14 protein-coding genes are annotated in these 12,287 nt (G+C 63.5%); 6 read left to right on the top strand and 8 right to left on the bottom strand.

Annotated elements, in window-relative coordinates:
• Positions 1 to 22: 22 nt before the first annotated feature.
• The gene (locus tag P9273_RS20315; RefSeq protein WP_278050499.1) at positions 23 to 466 is read right to left on the bottom strand and encodes a MarR family winged helix-turn-helix transcriptional regulator; all 444 of its coding nucleotides are present in this window, start codon (positions 464 to 466) and stop codon (positions 23 to 25) included.
• Between the two features lie 130 nt (positions 467 to 596).
• On the opposite strand from P9273_RS20315, the gene hmgA reads away from it, so the two are divergent.
• From hmgA to P9273_RS20295, 4 genes are read left to right on the top strand one after another with little or no spacing between them, the layout of a single operon-like run.
• Positions 597 to 1,910: a homogentisate 1,2-dioxygenase gene (gene hmgA, locus P9273_RS20310; protein WP_278050498.1), complete on the top strand. Its 1,314-nt coding sequence runs from the start codon at positions 597 to 599 to the stop codon at positions 1,908 to 1,910.
• Between the two features lie 10 nt (positions 1,911 to 1,920).
• On the top strand, positions 1,921 to 2,808 hold the full coding sequence (locus P9273_RS20305; RefSeq protein WP_278050497.1) for an MBL fold metallo-hydrolase: 888 nt from the start codon (positions 1,921 to 1,923) through the stop codon (positions 2,806 to 2,808).
• On the top strand, positions 2,805 to 3,818 hold the full coding sequence (locus P9273_RS20300) for a fumarylacetoacetate hydrolase family protein (RefSeq protein ID WP_278050496.1): 1,014 nt from the start codon (positions 2,805 to 2,807) through the stop codon (positions 3,816 to 3,818). The genes P9273_RS20305 and P9273_RS20300 overlap by 4 nt, the downstream gene beginning before the upstream one ends.
• Before the next feature lie 15 nt (positions 3,819 to 3,833).
• On the top strand, positions 3,834 to 4,376 hold the full coding sequence (locus tag P9273_RS20295; protein ID WP_278050495.1) for a DinB family protein: 543 nt from the start codon (positions 3,834 to 3,836) through the stop codon (positions 4,374 to 4,376).
• A 232-nt stretch (positions 4,377 to 4,608) separates the two neighbouring features.
• Here P9273_RS20295 and hppD read toward each other — a convergent pair whose 3' ends face one another.
• On the bottom strand, positions 4,609 to 5,724 hold the full coding sequence (gene hppD, locus P9273_RS20290) for a 4-hydroxyphenylpyruvate dioxygenase (protein WP_278050494.1): 1,116 nt from the start codon (positions 5,722 to 5,724) through the stop codon (positions 4,609 to 4,611).
• A 137-nt stretch (positions 5,725 to 5,861) separates the two neighbouring features.
• Between hppD and P9273_RS20285 the strand changes: the two genes are divergently transcribed.
• A complete protein-coding gene (locus tag P9273_RS20285) occupies positions 5,862 to 6,329 on the top strand; it encodes an Lrp/AsnC family transcriptional regulator (RefSeq protein WP_041000960.1) in 468 nt (155 codons plus the stop codon).
• Here the strand turns inward: P9273_RS20285 and P9273_RS20280 are convergent.
• The 4 genes from P9273_RS20280 to aztA form a co-directional block, all read right to left on the bottom strand.
• On the bottom strand, positions 6,326 to 6,664 hold the full coding sequence (locus tag P9273_RS20280; RefSeq protein ID WP_278050493.1) for a TIGR01244 family sulfur transferase: 339 nt from the start codon (positions 6,662 to 6,664) through the stop codon (positions 6,326 to 6,328). The two genes, P9273_RS20285 and P9273_RS20280, sit on opposite strands and share 4 nt — an antisense overlap.
• Before the next feature lie 147 nt (positions 6,665 to 6,811).
• Positions 6,812 to 7,753 carry a zinc ABC transporter substrate-binding protein AztC gene (gene aztC, locus P9273_RS20275; protein WP_278050492.1) on the bottom strand — a complete coding sequence of 314 codons (942 nt, stop codon included), beginning with the start codon at positions 7,751 to 7,753 and terminating at the stop codon, positions 6,812 to 6,814.
• A gap of 34 nt (positions 7,754 to 7,787) precedes the next feature.
• Positions 7,788 to 8,663: a zinc ABC transporter permease AztB gene (gene aztB, locus P9273_RS20270; RefSeq protein WP_041000954.1), complete on the bottom strand. Its 876-nt coding sequence runs from the start codon at positions 8,661 to 8,663 to the stop codon at positions 7,788 to 7,790.
• Positions 8,663 to 9,481, bottom strand: coding sequence for a zinc ABC transporter ATP-binding protein AztA (gene aztA, locus P9273_RS20265; RefSeq protein ID WP_278050491.1), 819 nt, complete (start codon positions 9,479 to 9,481; stop codon positions 8,663 to 8,665). The genes aztB and aztA overlap by 1 nt, the downstream gene beginning before the upstream one ends.
• A 210-nt stretch (positions 9,482 to 9,691) precedes the next feature.
• Here aztA and P9273_RS20260 point away from each other — a divergent pair, with 210 nt between their 5' ends.
• Positions 9,692 to 10,036 carry a RidA family protein gene (locus P9273_RS20260; RefSeq protein WP_278050490.1) on the top strand — a complete coding sequence of 115 codons (345 nt, stop codon included), beginning with the start codon at positions 9,692 to 9,694 and terminating at the stop codon, positions 10,034 to 10,036.
• 47 nt (positions 10,037 to 10,083) lie between these two features.
• Here P9273_RS20260 and hutC read toward each other — a convergent pair whose 3' ends face one another.
• Positions 10,084 to 10,830 carry a histidine utilization repressor gene (hutC, locus tag P9273_RS20255; RefSeq protein WP_278050489.1) on the bottom strand — a complete coding sequence of 249 codons (747 nt, stop codon included), beginning with the start codon at positions 10,828 to 10,830 and terminating at the stop codon, positions 10,084 to 10,086.
• A 15-nt stretch (positions 10,831 to 10,845) separates the two neighbouring features.
• The gene (locus P9273_RS20250; RefSeq protein WP_278050488.1) at positions 10,846 to 12,201 is read right to left on the bottom strand and encodes a formimidoylglutamate deiminase; all 1,356 of its coding nucleotides are present in this window, start codon (positions 12,199 to 12,201) and stop codon (positions 10,846 to 10,848) included.
• Positions 12,202 to 12,287 lie beyond the last annotated feature (86 nt).

Genomic DNA, 12,287 nt, shown 5'->3' with positions numbered 1-12,287 from the left:
CTGGCCAGGGGGTGATGGATCGCTACGAAGAAGACAAAGCCTCCTCCAGCGCCGCCACCCCCATCGCTATGGCCGCCCGTTCCTCCTCACTCAGCCTCGCCACCAACTCCCTCTCAAACGCCTTCGCCAGCGGCACCATTTCGCGATAGGCGGCAAGTCCCGCCTTGGTCAGCATCAGGTGCTCGACGCGGCGGTCGTTTTCGTCGGGTGTGCGCGTCAGCCAGCGCCGCCGCTCCAGCTCGGCCACAGCGCGCGACACCTTGGTCTTGTGCATGGCCGATTGCTCGCCGAGCTCTGTCGCCGTCATTGTGCCGCGTTCGCCCAGCCCTGAAAGCGTGCGCCATTCCGGCCGCGTCAGGCCGTGGCGCTCCTTGTAGATGCGCGAGAACTCGCGGCTGACGGTGTCCGCCAACCGATAGAGCCGATAGGGCAGGAAGCTTTCCAGCGCGAGGATATCCGATTCCATGAAGTGCTCCCCCATATACAGCGCGCCGTTGATAGTTACATTTTCGATGGTTACAAATGAAACCAGTTTGGTCAACATCGCCGGCACGCCAAGTCCAAGAGGTTGGCAAGTCGGGATCAGGGAGGATCGGATGGGTTTTTCCTATATGCCGGGCTTCGGCAACGATTTCGAGACCGAGACGCTGCCCGGCTCGCTGCCGCAGGGCCGCAACTCGCCGCAGCGGCCGGCCTACGGCCTCTACGCGGAGCAGCTGTCGGGCTCACCCTTCACCGCGCCGCGCGGCACCAACGAGCGCTCCTGGCTTTATCGCATACGCCCCAGCGTAAAGCATACCGGCCGCTTCAAGGGCGCCAGCTATCCTTTGTGGAAGACCGCGCCCAATATCGGCGACCACGAGCTGGCGCTCGGCCAGTACCGGTGGAATCCAACCCCGATGCCCAGCGAGCCGACCGACTTCATTTCCGGCATGCGCACCTTCACCACCGCCGGCGATGCGGTGGGCCAATCCGGCATGGCCGCGCATGTCTATGTCGCCAACCGCTCGATGGTGGACGACCATTTCTTCAACGCCGACGGCGAATTGCTGGTCGTGCCGCAGGTCGGCGCACTGCGCTTCGTCACCGAGATGGGCGTCATCGAGCTTCGCCCCGGTGAGATCGCCGTGCTGCCGCGCGGCCTCGTCTTCAAGGTCGAACTCGCCGACAAGGAGGCGCGCGGCTATGTCTGCGAGAATTACGGCGCCAAGTTCACCATGCCCGACCGCGGCCCGATCGGCGCCAATTGCCTCGCCAACCCGCGCGACTTCAAGACGCCCTGCGCCTGGTTCGAGGAGAAGGAGACGCCGTGCCGGCTGATCGTAAAGTGGTGCGGCACCTTCCATGTCACCGAGCTCGACCATTCGCCGCTCGACGTCGTCGCGTGGCATGGCAACTACGCGCCCTACAAATATGATCTGGCGACCTTTTCGCCGGTTGGTGCCATCCTGTTCGACCACCCCGATCCGTCGATTTTCACCGTGCTGACGGCGCCGAGCGGCGAGGAGGGTACGGCGAATGTCGACTTCGTCATCTTCCCGCCGCGCTGGCTGGTGGCTGAAAACACATTCCGGCCGCCCTGGTATCACCGCAACATCATGAGCGAGTTCATGGGCCTGATCCATGGCCAGTACGACGCCAAGGAAGAAGGTTTCGTGCCGGGGGGCATCAGCCTGCACAACCAGATGCTGGCGCATGGGCCCGACGCATCGGGTTTTGAGAAAGCCACCCGCGCGGAGCTGAAGCCGGTGAAGCTCGACAACACCATGGCCTTCATGTTCGAGACGCGCTTTCCCCAGATGCTGACACGCTATGCTGCCGAGCTCGGCACCTTGCAGGAGAACTATATCGACTGCTGGGCCGACTTGAAGAAACGTTTCAACGGCACGCCGGAAGGCGACTGGTCTTGAGGCGCGCCCGATGAGCGACCGGCTGGTGCTTCTGGGCTCCAAGGGCGGCCCGGCTTTGCGGCCGCGCGGTCCATGGCCGACGTCCACACTGCTGGAACTCGGTGGGCGAACCATTGTCGTCGATTGCGGGCTGGGCGTCACGCGCGGCCTGGTCGATGCCGGCTCAAGCCTGAAGACGCTCGACCTGATCTTCATCACGCACCTCCATTCGGATCATGTTCTCGAACTCGGGCCGCTGATCCACACCGCCTGGACCGCTGGACTGGCGTCGCCAGTAAGGATCTATGGGCCGCCAGGCACCGGCCATTACTGGCAGTGCTTCTGCCAGGCGCTGGAGTTCGACATCGAAATACGCATCGTCGACGAAGGCCGGCCCGACATCCGCACACTGGTCACCGTCGAGGAATTCGCCGAAGGACTGGTGCTGGACGAGCATGGCCTGATGGTGACGGCCCTGCGCGTCGAGCATCCGCCAGTGACGGACTGCTTTGCGCTGCGTTTCGAGCATGACGGCAGGAGTGTGGTGTTTTCCTCCGACACTGCATTCTTTCCGCCGCTAGCCGGGTTTGCCAAAGAGGCCGACATCCTTGTCCATGAAGCCATGCTGGAATCGGGCGTCGAAAGGCTGGTCGCGCGGACCGGCAATGGCGCGCGGCTGCGCGAGCATCTCTTCGCCAGCCATAGCCTCGCCGAAGAGGCGGGCCGAATAGCAAGGGATGCCAACGTGAGGCGGCTGGTGCTCACCCATCTCATACCGGCCGACGATCCCGCGGTCGGCGAGGCCGATTGGATCGCTGCCGTCAGGAAAACATGGTCCGGCGACTTGACGATCGCCCGCGATGGTCTTGTTGTGGGGTTAAGCGGCGCAAAAGCCGCATCAGGAGAGGAAACCGCATGAAGCTTGCCACACTGAAGAACGGGACCCGCGACGGGAAGCTGGTCGTGGTCTCGCGCGATCTGACGCGGTTCACCGACGCTTCCTTCCTGGTGCCGACGCTGCAGGCCGCGCTCGACGACTGGCGCCGAATCGCGCCGCATCTGGCGGCAATGGCGGAATCGCTGGAGACCAATGCGGTGCCTTCGGCGCGCTTCCACGAGCATGACGCGCATTCGCCGCTGCCGCGTGCCTATCAGTGGGCCGACGGCTCGGCCTATGTGAATCATGTCGAACTGGTGCGCAAAGCGCGCGGTGCCGAGATGCCGGCGAGCTTCTGGACCGATCCGCTGATCTACCAGGGCGGCTCGGACTCCTTCATTGCGCCGCGCGATCCGATCCGCGTGGCCGACGAGGCCTTCGGCATCGATCTGGAGGCCGAGGTCGCCGTCATCGTCGACGACGTGCCGATGGGGGCAGGGCTGGACGCAGCGAGGGCGGCGATCCGCCTCATCATGCTGGTCAACGACGTCACGTTGCGCGCCATCACCGGACCGGAGCTTGCCAAAGGTTTCGGCTTCTTCCAGTCGAAACCGTCCTCGGCTTTCTCGCCGGTCGCGGTCACGCCCGACGAACTGGGCGAGGCCTGGGACGGCGGCAAAGTCAACCTTGCCCTTCCGGTCGACGTCAACGGCAAGCCGTTCGGCCGAGCCAATGCAGGCGTCGATATGACCTTCGACTTTCCGGCGCTCATCGTGCACGCCGCGAAGACGCGGCCGCTCGCCGCCGGCACCATCATCGGCTCGGGCACCGTTTCCAACAAGCTCGACGGCGGGCCGGGCAAGCCGGTATCGGCTGGCGGCGCCGGTTATTCGTGCTTAGCCGAACAACGCATGATCGAAACCATCGAGTCGGGCGAGCCGAAGACGCCCTTCCTGCATTTCGGCGACACGGTGCGCATCGAGATGAAGGACAGAGCCGGCCACTCGATCTTCGGCGCCATCGAGCAGAAGGTCGAGAAATACGAAGGGTGAGGGAGAGCCCGAACGGTGACCCTGCTCGAGCACCTGCGCCGCATGGCGCGCAACAATCTGTGGTCGAACGACCGGCTCTACCGTGCCGTGCTTGCGCTGAAGCCCGGCGAGTTCGAAGCCATGCGCACCAGCTTTTTCCCGTCGATCAAGGAGACGCTCAACCACATCCTTGCGGTTGACCATCTCTATCTCGACTTCCTGACCGATGGCGGCCTAGGCGCCGCGGCATACGACACCTTCGTGCCGTTCGACGATGTGGCGAGCCTGGCGGCCGCCCAGGCCGATTTCGACCGCAGGCTGATTGCCTTCTGCGACGGCCTGTCGGAGGCCGATCTCGACCGCCGCGTCATCACCGACCGGCGCGAGGACGGCATGATTCCCGAACGCATCGGCGATATCCTCGCACACGTCTTCCTGCACGACATCCATCATCGCGGCCAAGTGCATGCGATGCTCTGCGGCACTTCCGTTCCGCCGCCGCAATTGGATGAGTTCCTTCTTGAATATGACGTGAAGCTGAGGAACGAAGAGGTCGAGCGGCTGGGGCTCCGGTCGTAGGCTAAGCTGATACCGCACTGTTGTGGGGTGAAATGTCGTGCTTCGCTGGAGGCGGTAGAAGACGCGCTACAGCTTTCCCGCGCCGGGTAATCACAATCTCCTCGCCAGCTTTGCGCGCCTCACGAGTTCCGACAGTTTGGCCCTAGCCTCAGTTATGGACACGATCACAGCTCGACCTCTTAAGATCGGAACTTAGATCAAAGCCGATCGAGCCGCAAATGAGCTTGAGGTTTTAAGCCGCCTTGCCGTCCAGCTTGATCACTCCCCGCTTGATCTGGTCCTGCTCGATCGATTCGAACAGCGCCCGGAAATTACCTTCGCCAAAGCCTTCGTCGCCTTTCCGCTGGATGAACTCGAAGAAGATCGGGCCGATGACCGTCTTCGAGAAGATCTGCAACAGGATCTTGGTCACGCCGCCATCGACGACGCCTTCGCCGTCGATGAGGATGCCATGCTTTTTCATGCGCTCGATCGGCTCGTCATGGTCGTTCACCCTGTCGTGCGACATCTCGTAATAGGTGTCGGGCGGACCGGGCATGAACTTCAACCCGTTGGCGGCAAGCTTGTCGGTCGCCTCGTAGATGGCGTCGGTGCCGACCGCGATATGCTGGATGCCCTCGCCATTGTACTTCTTCAGATACTCGGCGATCTGGCTGGTCTCGTCCTTGGACTCGTTCAGCGGAATGCGGATCTTGCCACAGGGCGAGGTGATGGCGCGACTGACAAGGCCGGTGATCTTGCCGTCAATGTCGAAGAAATGGATCTGCTTGAAACCGAACAGGTCGCGATAGAAGTCCCACCATTTGTCCATGTTGCCGCGATAGACATTGTGGGTGAGGTGGTCGAGGAAATAGAAGCCGACGCCTTCGGGCTTGGGGTCGCGCTCGCCCAGCCACTCGAACTCGGCGTCATAGGCCGAGCCCTTCTCGCCATAGACTTCGATGAAGTAGAGCAGCGAGCCGCCGATACCGACGATGGCCGGCACGTCGAGCGCCTTGTCGGTGCCTTCATAGGGCGTCGCTCCCTTCGACACCGCATGGTCGAACGCGTGTTTGGCGTCGACCACACGCCACGCCATCGAGGCGGCGCAAGGGCCGTGCTCCTCCACGAACTTCATCGCATGCGAGCCTGGCTCGGCATTGACGACATAGTTGATGTCGCCCTGCCGCCAGACGGTAATGTCCTTGGTCCGGTGCCTCGCCACCGCGACATAACCCATGCGGGTGAAGAGCTCGGCGAGCTTGGCCGGCTCCGGATGCGCGAACTCCACGAATTCGAAGCCGTCTGTGCCAGCCGGGTTCTGCTTGCTGATTTTCGCGGGCGGGGCGTCGTGCGGGAAGGGGCCCATGGCAATCCTCCGAAAGCTGTTGCGGCCGGGCTTGGCCATTTTCGCGATGATAGCGCGGAGCAGCCGCACGGTGCTTGCATTCAACCGCTTGAAAAGGTCATCATGCGCGTAAATTGTGCATGAATGGAGGAATGTTGATGGATGACGCGCGCCTAGATCAATTCGACCGCAAAATAATGGCGCTTCTGCAGGAGGATGCGCGCTTCACCAACAACGACCTTTCCGAGCGCGTGAACCTGTCGCCCTCGCAATGCTCGCGCCGCCGTCAGCGGCTGGAGGAGGACGGCTATATCAGAGGTTATTGCGCCGTGCTCGACCGCGATCGCCTGGGCTTTTCGCTGGTCAACGTCATCTCGGTGACCCTGGCCACCCACAACCGCGACAATGCACGCCGCTTCGGCGAATTGGTCGCCCGCCTGCCCGAGGTGCAGGAGGCGCATGCGCTGACCGGCGAGATGGATTACATACTGAAGGTAGTCACGCCCGATCTCAAATCATTGTCCGAGTTCGTCAACGGCGTTCTGCTGCCGCACGAATCCGTGCAGCATGTGAAGACGGCGATCGTGCTGGAGACGCTGAAGGAAACCGGCGCGCTGCCGATTTAACCCCGCTGCTGCTGGATCAGCCCGTAAAGATTGGTGCAGCGTGCGCCTGAGCGGCAATAGGCGAAGACCGGCCCTTCGAGCTCGTCGAGTGCGGCGGCCTGGTCCTCGACATTGTCCATGGTGATCTGGCCGCTGATCACCGGAATATAGCGGAAGGCAAGGCCTGCCGCCTCGGCTGCGGCCTGAACGCTGCCCGCCGAAGGTTGTCCGGGCTGTTCGTCGTCCGGCCGGTTGCAGATCACGCTTTTGAAACCGGCGTCTTTGATGGCGGCGATATCCTCGGGCTGGATCTGGCCGGAGACCGAATAGTCGTCGCTGATCTGGCGGTATTCCATGATGTCGTCCTCGCGATCTCTTTGGCGTCAGTCTTGCCACCCCGGGAGAGAGGCGGCAATCCGCATTGAAGAAATTCCCTGCCAAATAGCGACAGCCGATCGAAAAATCCAACCGGGCCGTGTTGGCCCGGTTGGATGTTGCGCCGCTCAGCTTCCCATGATCGCGCCTTTGATCTGCGTGATGTTGTTGTGCATCATGTCGATATAGGTCGAGGCCGGGCCGTCCGAGCCCGACAGCGCGTCCGAATAGAGCGTGCCGCCGACCTTGATGCCGGTCTCGCCGGCGATCTGCTCGATCAGCCGCGGATTGGTGATGTTCTCGATGAAGATCGCCGCCGCCTTGTCCTGCTTCACTTGGCTAACCAGCTTGGCGACGTCGGCGGCCGAAGGCTCCGCGTCGGTCGAGATGCCTTGGGGCGCGAGGAATGTCAGCCCGTATTCGTGCTCGAAATAGCCGAACGCGTCATGCGAGGTGATGACGACGCGCTTGGCTTCGGGGATCGACTGGATCGCAGCCTTCACCTCGGTCTCCAGCGCGTCGAGCTTGGTGGTGTAGGCGGCGGCGTTCGCCTTGTAGCTGTCGCAACCCTCGCTGTCGGCGGAGCAGAAAGCGTCGGCGATGTTCTTCACATAGATCTTGGCGTTGGCGATCGACTGGAAGGCGTGCGGGTCGGTGACCGTCTTGCCGCCGTCGGTGCCGGCTCCTTCGGCGGCATCCGCATCGGCGAATTCCGGCTTGAAGTCGATCGGCGTCACGCCCTTGGTCAACGTCACGATCAAAGCCTTGGTGGCGCTGGCATCGACGAGGCGCTGCAGGAAACCTTCGAAATGCAGGCCGTTGACCAGCACGACATCGGCTTTCGCCATCGCCACCGCGTCGGCCGGGCTTGGCTCATAGACATGCGCGTCGCCGTCCGGCCCGACGATGGTGGTGATGTTGACGCGGTCGCCACCGACATTTTTCGCGAAGTCGGCAATCACGGTGAAACTCGCCACCACTTTCAGCGGCGCCCCGAAGGCCGACGAGGTCGCGAGGGCGCTTAATGTTATAACGCTCATCGCCAGGGCGGCTCGGAAGGATTTCAGCATTGGCAACGTCTCCTGTTAAGGGGTGGGAATAGGGTCAGGCAGTCCGGTGTCGGTGATGCACGATGCGGGCGCGCAGCGCGCCGCGCGTGCCGAACAGGATCGAGCAGAAATAGACGACGCCGGACGAAAGGATGATCGCCGGGCCGGACGGCAGCGACGCATGGTAGGACAGAAGCAACCCGGCAATGCAGGAGGCAAAGCCGATCAGCACGGCGAGCGCGCACATCGGTTCGACGCGCACCGTCCAGAAGCGGGCAGCCGCGGCAGGCAGCATCATCAGCCCGACCGAGAGCAGCGTACCCAGCGCCTGGAAGCCGCCGACGAGGTTGAGCACGACCAACCCGAGGAAGATGAAATGCACCGGGCTGCCCATGCGGCTCACCGAGCGCAGAAACAGCGGATCGAGGCATTCGGCGACCAGCGCGCGCCAGAAAATGGCGAGGCAGGCGAGCGTTACCGCCACGATGCCGCCGATCAGGATGAGCGCCTCATTGTTGAGAGCGAGCACCGTGCCGAACAGCACATGCATCAGGTCGACGCTGGAGCCGCGGATCGACACCATCAGCACGCCGACGGCAAGTGAGATCAGATAGAAGGCCGCCATCGAAGCGTCCTCGCGCTGGATGGTGAAACGCGAGACGGCGCCCGCGCCAAGCGCCACGATGATGCCGGCGATCAGCCCGCCGACCGTCATCGGCAGGATCTCGAGCCCGTAGAGCAGGAAGCCTGCCGCCGCGCCCGGCAGGATGGCATGCGCCATCGCATCGCCGGACAGGCTCATGCGCCTGAGCATCAGGAAGACGCCGACCGGGCAGGCGCCGAGCGACAGCATCAGCGAGCCGAACAGCGCCCGCTGCATAAAGGCGAAATCGGCAAAGGGCGCGATAAGCAGGCCGTAGAGGAAATCCATCACGCCACCCTCGGTCCGGAGCCGTGCTGGTGGTCGTCATGGTGCGCATGATCATGATGGTCGTGTTCATGGCCATGATCATGCACGCTCGGCTCGCACCAGGGCGCGTTCTCTTCCCACGCCTCATGGAAACGCCTCGCCTTGAGCAGGTTCTCCGGCCGCAGCGTTTCCTTTGTGTCGCCCCAGGCCACCGGCTGGCGCGCAAGCAGCAGCGTTTCCGGGAAATTCTGCCGCACCAGATCGAGGTCGTGCACCACGACCATGATCGTGCGCTCCTCGCCATGCCAGCGTTTTATGAGCTGGATGAGGTCGCCGACGGTCTTGGCATCGACCGCGTTGAACGGCTCGTCTAGCAGGATGAGGTCGGCATCCTGCAAAAGCACGCGGGCAAACAGCGTGCGCTGCAGTTGGCCGCCGGAGAGCGTGTCGATCGGCCGCTTCTCGAAGCCGCCGAGCCCGACTGCCATCAGCGCCTTGCTGACAGACTCGCGATCCTCTTTCGTATAGCGGCCGAGCATGCCGCGCTTCGGCCACAGCCCCAGCGAGACCAGGTCGACGACGCGCGCCGGAAAGGAGCGGTCGAGCTCCGACTGCTGCGGCAGATAGGCGGTACGGACGCCCGGCATGCGGACCACCGCGCCTTCCATCGGCTTCAGCACGCCGACAATGCCCTTCATCAGCGTCGACTTGCCCGAACCATTGGCGCCGACCACGGCGGTCAGCGAGCCTCTGCGGACGATGCCGTTGAGGTGATGGATCGCCGGATGGCTGCCGTAGCCAAGCGTCAGGTCGCGGAAGGTCAGGCAGGCATTGGTCATCAGACGTCGGTCCGCGAAATCGAGTGTGTCGTCGATATGTGATGTTATTACATTAGTCAACATAGTGGTCCGGCGGAATTGTGTCACGGCCGGTCAACTCGCCGTGTAGGCGGACCAGACAATTGGCTCAATTGGTTTCGTGGCCGCCGGCCTTGCTCCAGGCCGGCCCGGACTCTAAAGAGCAGCGACTCCACAACGAAGGAACCTCCAATGAGCATTCGTCGCATCGATGTCGGCCCGCGCATGAGCCAGATCGTCATCCACGGCAACACTGTCTATCTGGCCGGTCAGGTCGGCGAGCCCGGCGGCAACGTCGCTTCGCAGACCCGCGACATCCTGAAAACCATCGACGAATTGCTGGCCAAGGCCGGCACCGACAAGACCAAGATCGTCCAGGCGATCATCTGGTTGGCCGACATGGGCACCTTCGCTGAAATGAACTCGGAATGGGACAAGTGGGTGCCGCAGGGTCACACCCCGGCGCGCGCCACCGGCGAAGCCAAGCTCGCCGCTCCGGAATATCTGGTCGAGATCATTGTGACTGCGGCGCTGTAAAGCGCCTGCCTCACCTTCTCCCCTTCTTGTGGGAGAAGGTGACAGCACTACCCCTGCGACGGCGTGAACCTTGCCACCAGCGTATGGCTCTCCGCCGGATAGATGAAGCGTACATGCGTCACCGGGTGCTCGGCGCTCCAGGTGCGGCGTTCGACCACCAGGCAGGGCGCGCCCGCGTCGATGTCAAGCGCGTCGGCAATATTCTCGTCGGCCGCCATGGCGCGGATGCGATGCTCGGCCTCGCTCCACGGCACGCGGCCGATCAGCCAGGGGCCGGGCGCGATCTCGATAAATTCTTCCTCGGCTGCCTCGGCCACCGCTGAAAGATTGATCAATCGCTGCTCCAGCGCGAACGGCCGTTCGCCGGCAAAATGCAGGCCTTCCAGCGCAAGCACCGGCCCTGGCGCGGCCAGCCCGAGCAGAGCGCGGTCTTCAGCGTCGCTGCGCCGCTTGGCGCGTTCCAACCGCTCATAGCGATAGGGCAGGCCAAGCGCCTCGACTTCGATCCTGATGTCGTGCAGTTCCAGCACCGCCGCCTGCGATTGCGGCTGGCGCACGAAACTGCCGGAACGGCGGCGGCGCTCGATCAGTCCGGCCTTGGCAAGCTGCGACAGCGCCTTGTTCACCGTCATGCGCGAGCAGTTGTATTGAGCCGTCAGCTCGTGCTCGAAGGGAATGCGATGCCCCGGCGCCCAGACGCCTGAGAGGATCTTTTCGCGGATGTCGGAGAGGATACGCTGGTGCAGAGAGAGGATCTCGCCCCCATCGACATCGTCTGTCTCGACCAAGCTCATCGGACGGGTCCTGCTTCAGCCTTGCGACAATGCGCTCATGACTTCGCGGAACCGCGCGGCGACCGCCTCGCGCTTAGCATGCCTGCCGCCGCTGACCTGCTTCTTGCCGTGCACCCAGACGCAATCGACCTTACTGCCATTGGCGAAAATCCAGGCGTCGAGGATCGCGTCGCCCGCCTTGCCGGCCAGTGAAGGATGGTTTCGGTCGAGAGAGACAAAATCGGCCGGACCCCCGGCGGCAATCTGCGAGGAGCCGGCCCCAAGCGCCTGGCTGCCACCGGCAAGCGAAGCATCGAACAGCGCGCGCCCCGTGGATCCGCCCGCGCGGGCCAGCACGTTGCGGGCGCGGTGGGCGAGGCGTTGCGAATATTCGAGCTGCCTCAGCTCGTCCGGCAAGCCGATCAGCACATTGGAATCTGAACCGACGCCGAAGCGGCCGCCATGCTCGATAAAGAGCGGGGCCGCGAAAGTGCCGTCGCCGAGATTGGCCTCGGTGACCGGGCAGAGTCCGGCGATAGCGCCGCTCCTCGCCATCGCGACCGTTTCCGCCTCGGTCATATGCGTGGCGTGGATCAGGCACCAGCGCTCGTCCACCTCGGCGTTGGCAAGCAGGAATTCGACCGGCCGGTTGCCTGACCAGGCGATGCAGTCCTCGACCTCCTTCACCTGCTCGGCGACATGGATGTGGATCGGCCCGTTCGGCGTCATAGCCGCGACCGCGTTGATCTCGTCCGGCGTTGCGGCGCGCAGGCTGTGCGGCGCGACACCGACGACGGCCTGCTCCAATGAGCGAACGTCCTCGCGGGCTTTCTCAAGCAGACGTCCGAAGCGCTCGACATCATTGATGAATCGACGCTGGCCTTCGTTGGGAGCGGCGCCCCCGAAGGCGGAATGGGCATAGAAGACCGGCAGCAGCGTCAGGCCGATACCGGTCTCGGCCGCGGCAGCCGCGACCCGGTCCGCCATCTCGGCGATATTGGCGTAAGGCTGTCCGTCGCGGTCGTGATGCAGATAATGGAACTCCCCGACGCGCGAGAAGCCGGCTTCCAGCATCTCGACATAGAGCTGCGCCGCCACGGCCTCGACCTGGTCCGGCGTCATCGACAGCGCGAAGCGGTACATCACCTCGCGCCAGCTCCAGAAGCTGTCGGCCGAGGGGCCGCGCAGTTCGGCAAGACCCGCCATGCCGCGTTGGAAGGCGTGGCTGTGCAGGTTGGGCATGCCCGGCAGGACGATGGCATGCCGCTCGTCGCCGGCCCGCGCCGAAGTGCCGGTCTCGACCGCGGAGACGCTGCCGCCGTCGAAGGCGATCCTGACATTGCTTTGCCAGCCCTCGGGCATAAGCGCCTGTTCCGCAAAGATCGCCGTCACGTTCCTCTCCGAATCTGAACCCAGGCGACATTATCACTTGCGTCGCGCTCCAATATGTATATACATAATCGCCATCCAAGCAAACG

This window comes from Mesorhizobium sp. WSM4935, from assembly GCF_029625735.1.
In the GTDB taxonomy this organism is placed as follows: Bacteria; Pseudomonadota; Alphaproteobacteria; order Rhizobiales; family Rhizobiaceae; genus Mesorhizobium.
The sequence above is the reverse complement of the archived record's forward strand: the minus strand, read 5'-3'. Positions and strand labels throughout refer to the sequence as shown.

What these genes read in the sequence shown, in the direction of transcription:
- P9273_RS20300 (WP_278050496.1), top strand. Translation starts at nt 2,805, where the DNA reads ATGAAGCTTGCCACACTGAAGAACGGGACCCGCGACGGGAAGCTGGTC.
- P9273_RS20305 (WP_278050497.1), top strand. Translation starts at nt 1,921, where the DNA reads ATGAGCGACCGGCTGGTGCTTCTGGGCTCCAAGGGCGGCCCGGCTTTG.
- aztB (WP_041000954.1), bottom strand. Translation starts at nt 8,663, where the DNA reads ATGGATTTCCTCTACGGCCTGCTTATCGCGCCCTTTGCCGATTTCGCC.
- hppD (WP_278050494.1), bottom strand. Translation starts at nt 5,724, where the DNA reads ATGGGCCCCTTCCCGCACGACGCCCCGCCCGCGAAAATCAGCAAGCAG.
- aztC (WP_278050492.1), bottom strand. Translation starts at nt 7,753, where the DNA reads ATGCTGAAATCCTTCCGAGCCGCCCTGGCGATGAGCGTTATAACATTA.
- P9273_RS20315 (WP_278050499.1), bottom strand. Translation starts at nt 466, where the DNA reads ATGGAATCGGATATCCTCGCGCTGGAAAGCTTCCTGCCCTATCGGCTC.
- P9273_RS20260 (WP_278050490.1), top strand. Translation starts at nt 9,692, where the DNA reads ATGAGCATTCGTCGCATCGATGTCGGCCCGCGCATGAGCCAGATCGTC.
- hutC (WP_278050489.1), bottom strand. Translation starts at nt 10,830, where the DNA reads ATGAGCTTGGTCGAGACAGACGATGTCGATGGGGGCGAGATCCTCTCT.
- P9273_RS20285 (WP_041000960.1), top strand. Translation starts at nt 5,862, where the DNA reads ATGGATGACGCGCGCCTAGATCAATTCGACCGCAAAATAATGGCGCTT.
- aztA (WP_278050491.1), bottom strand. Translation starts at nt 9,481, where the DNA reads ATGACCAATGCCTGCCTGACCTTCCGCGACCTGACGCTTGGCTACGGC.
- P9273_RS20280 (WP_278050493.1), bottom strand. Translation starts at nt 6,664, where the DNA reads ATGGAATACCGCCAGATCAGCGACGACTATTCGGTCTCCGGCCAGATC.
- hmgA (WP_278050498.1), top strand. Translation starts at nt 597, where the DNA reads ATGGGTTTTTCCTATATGCCGGGCTTCGGCAACGATTTCGAGACCGAG.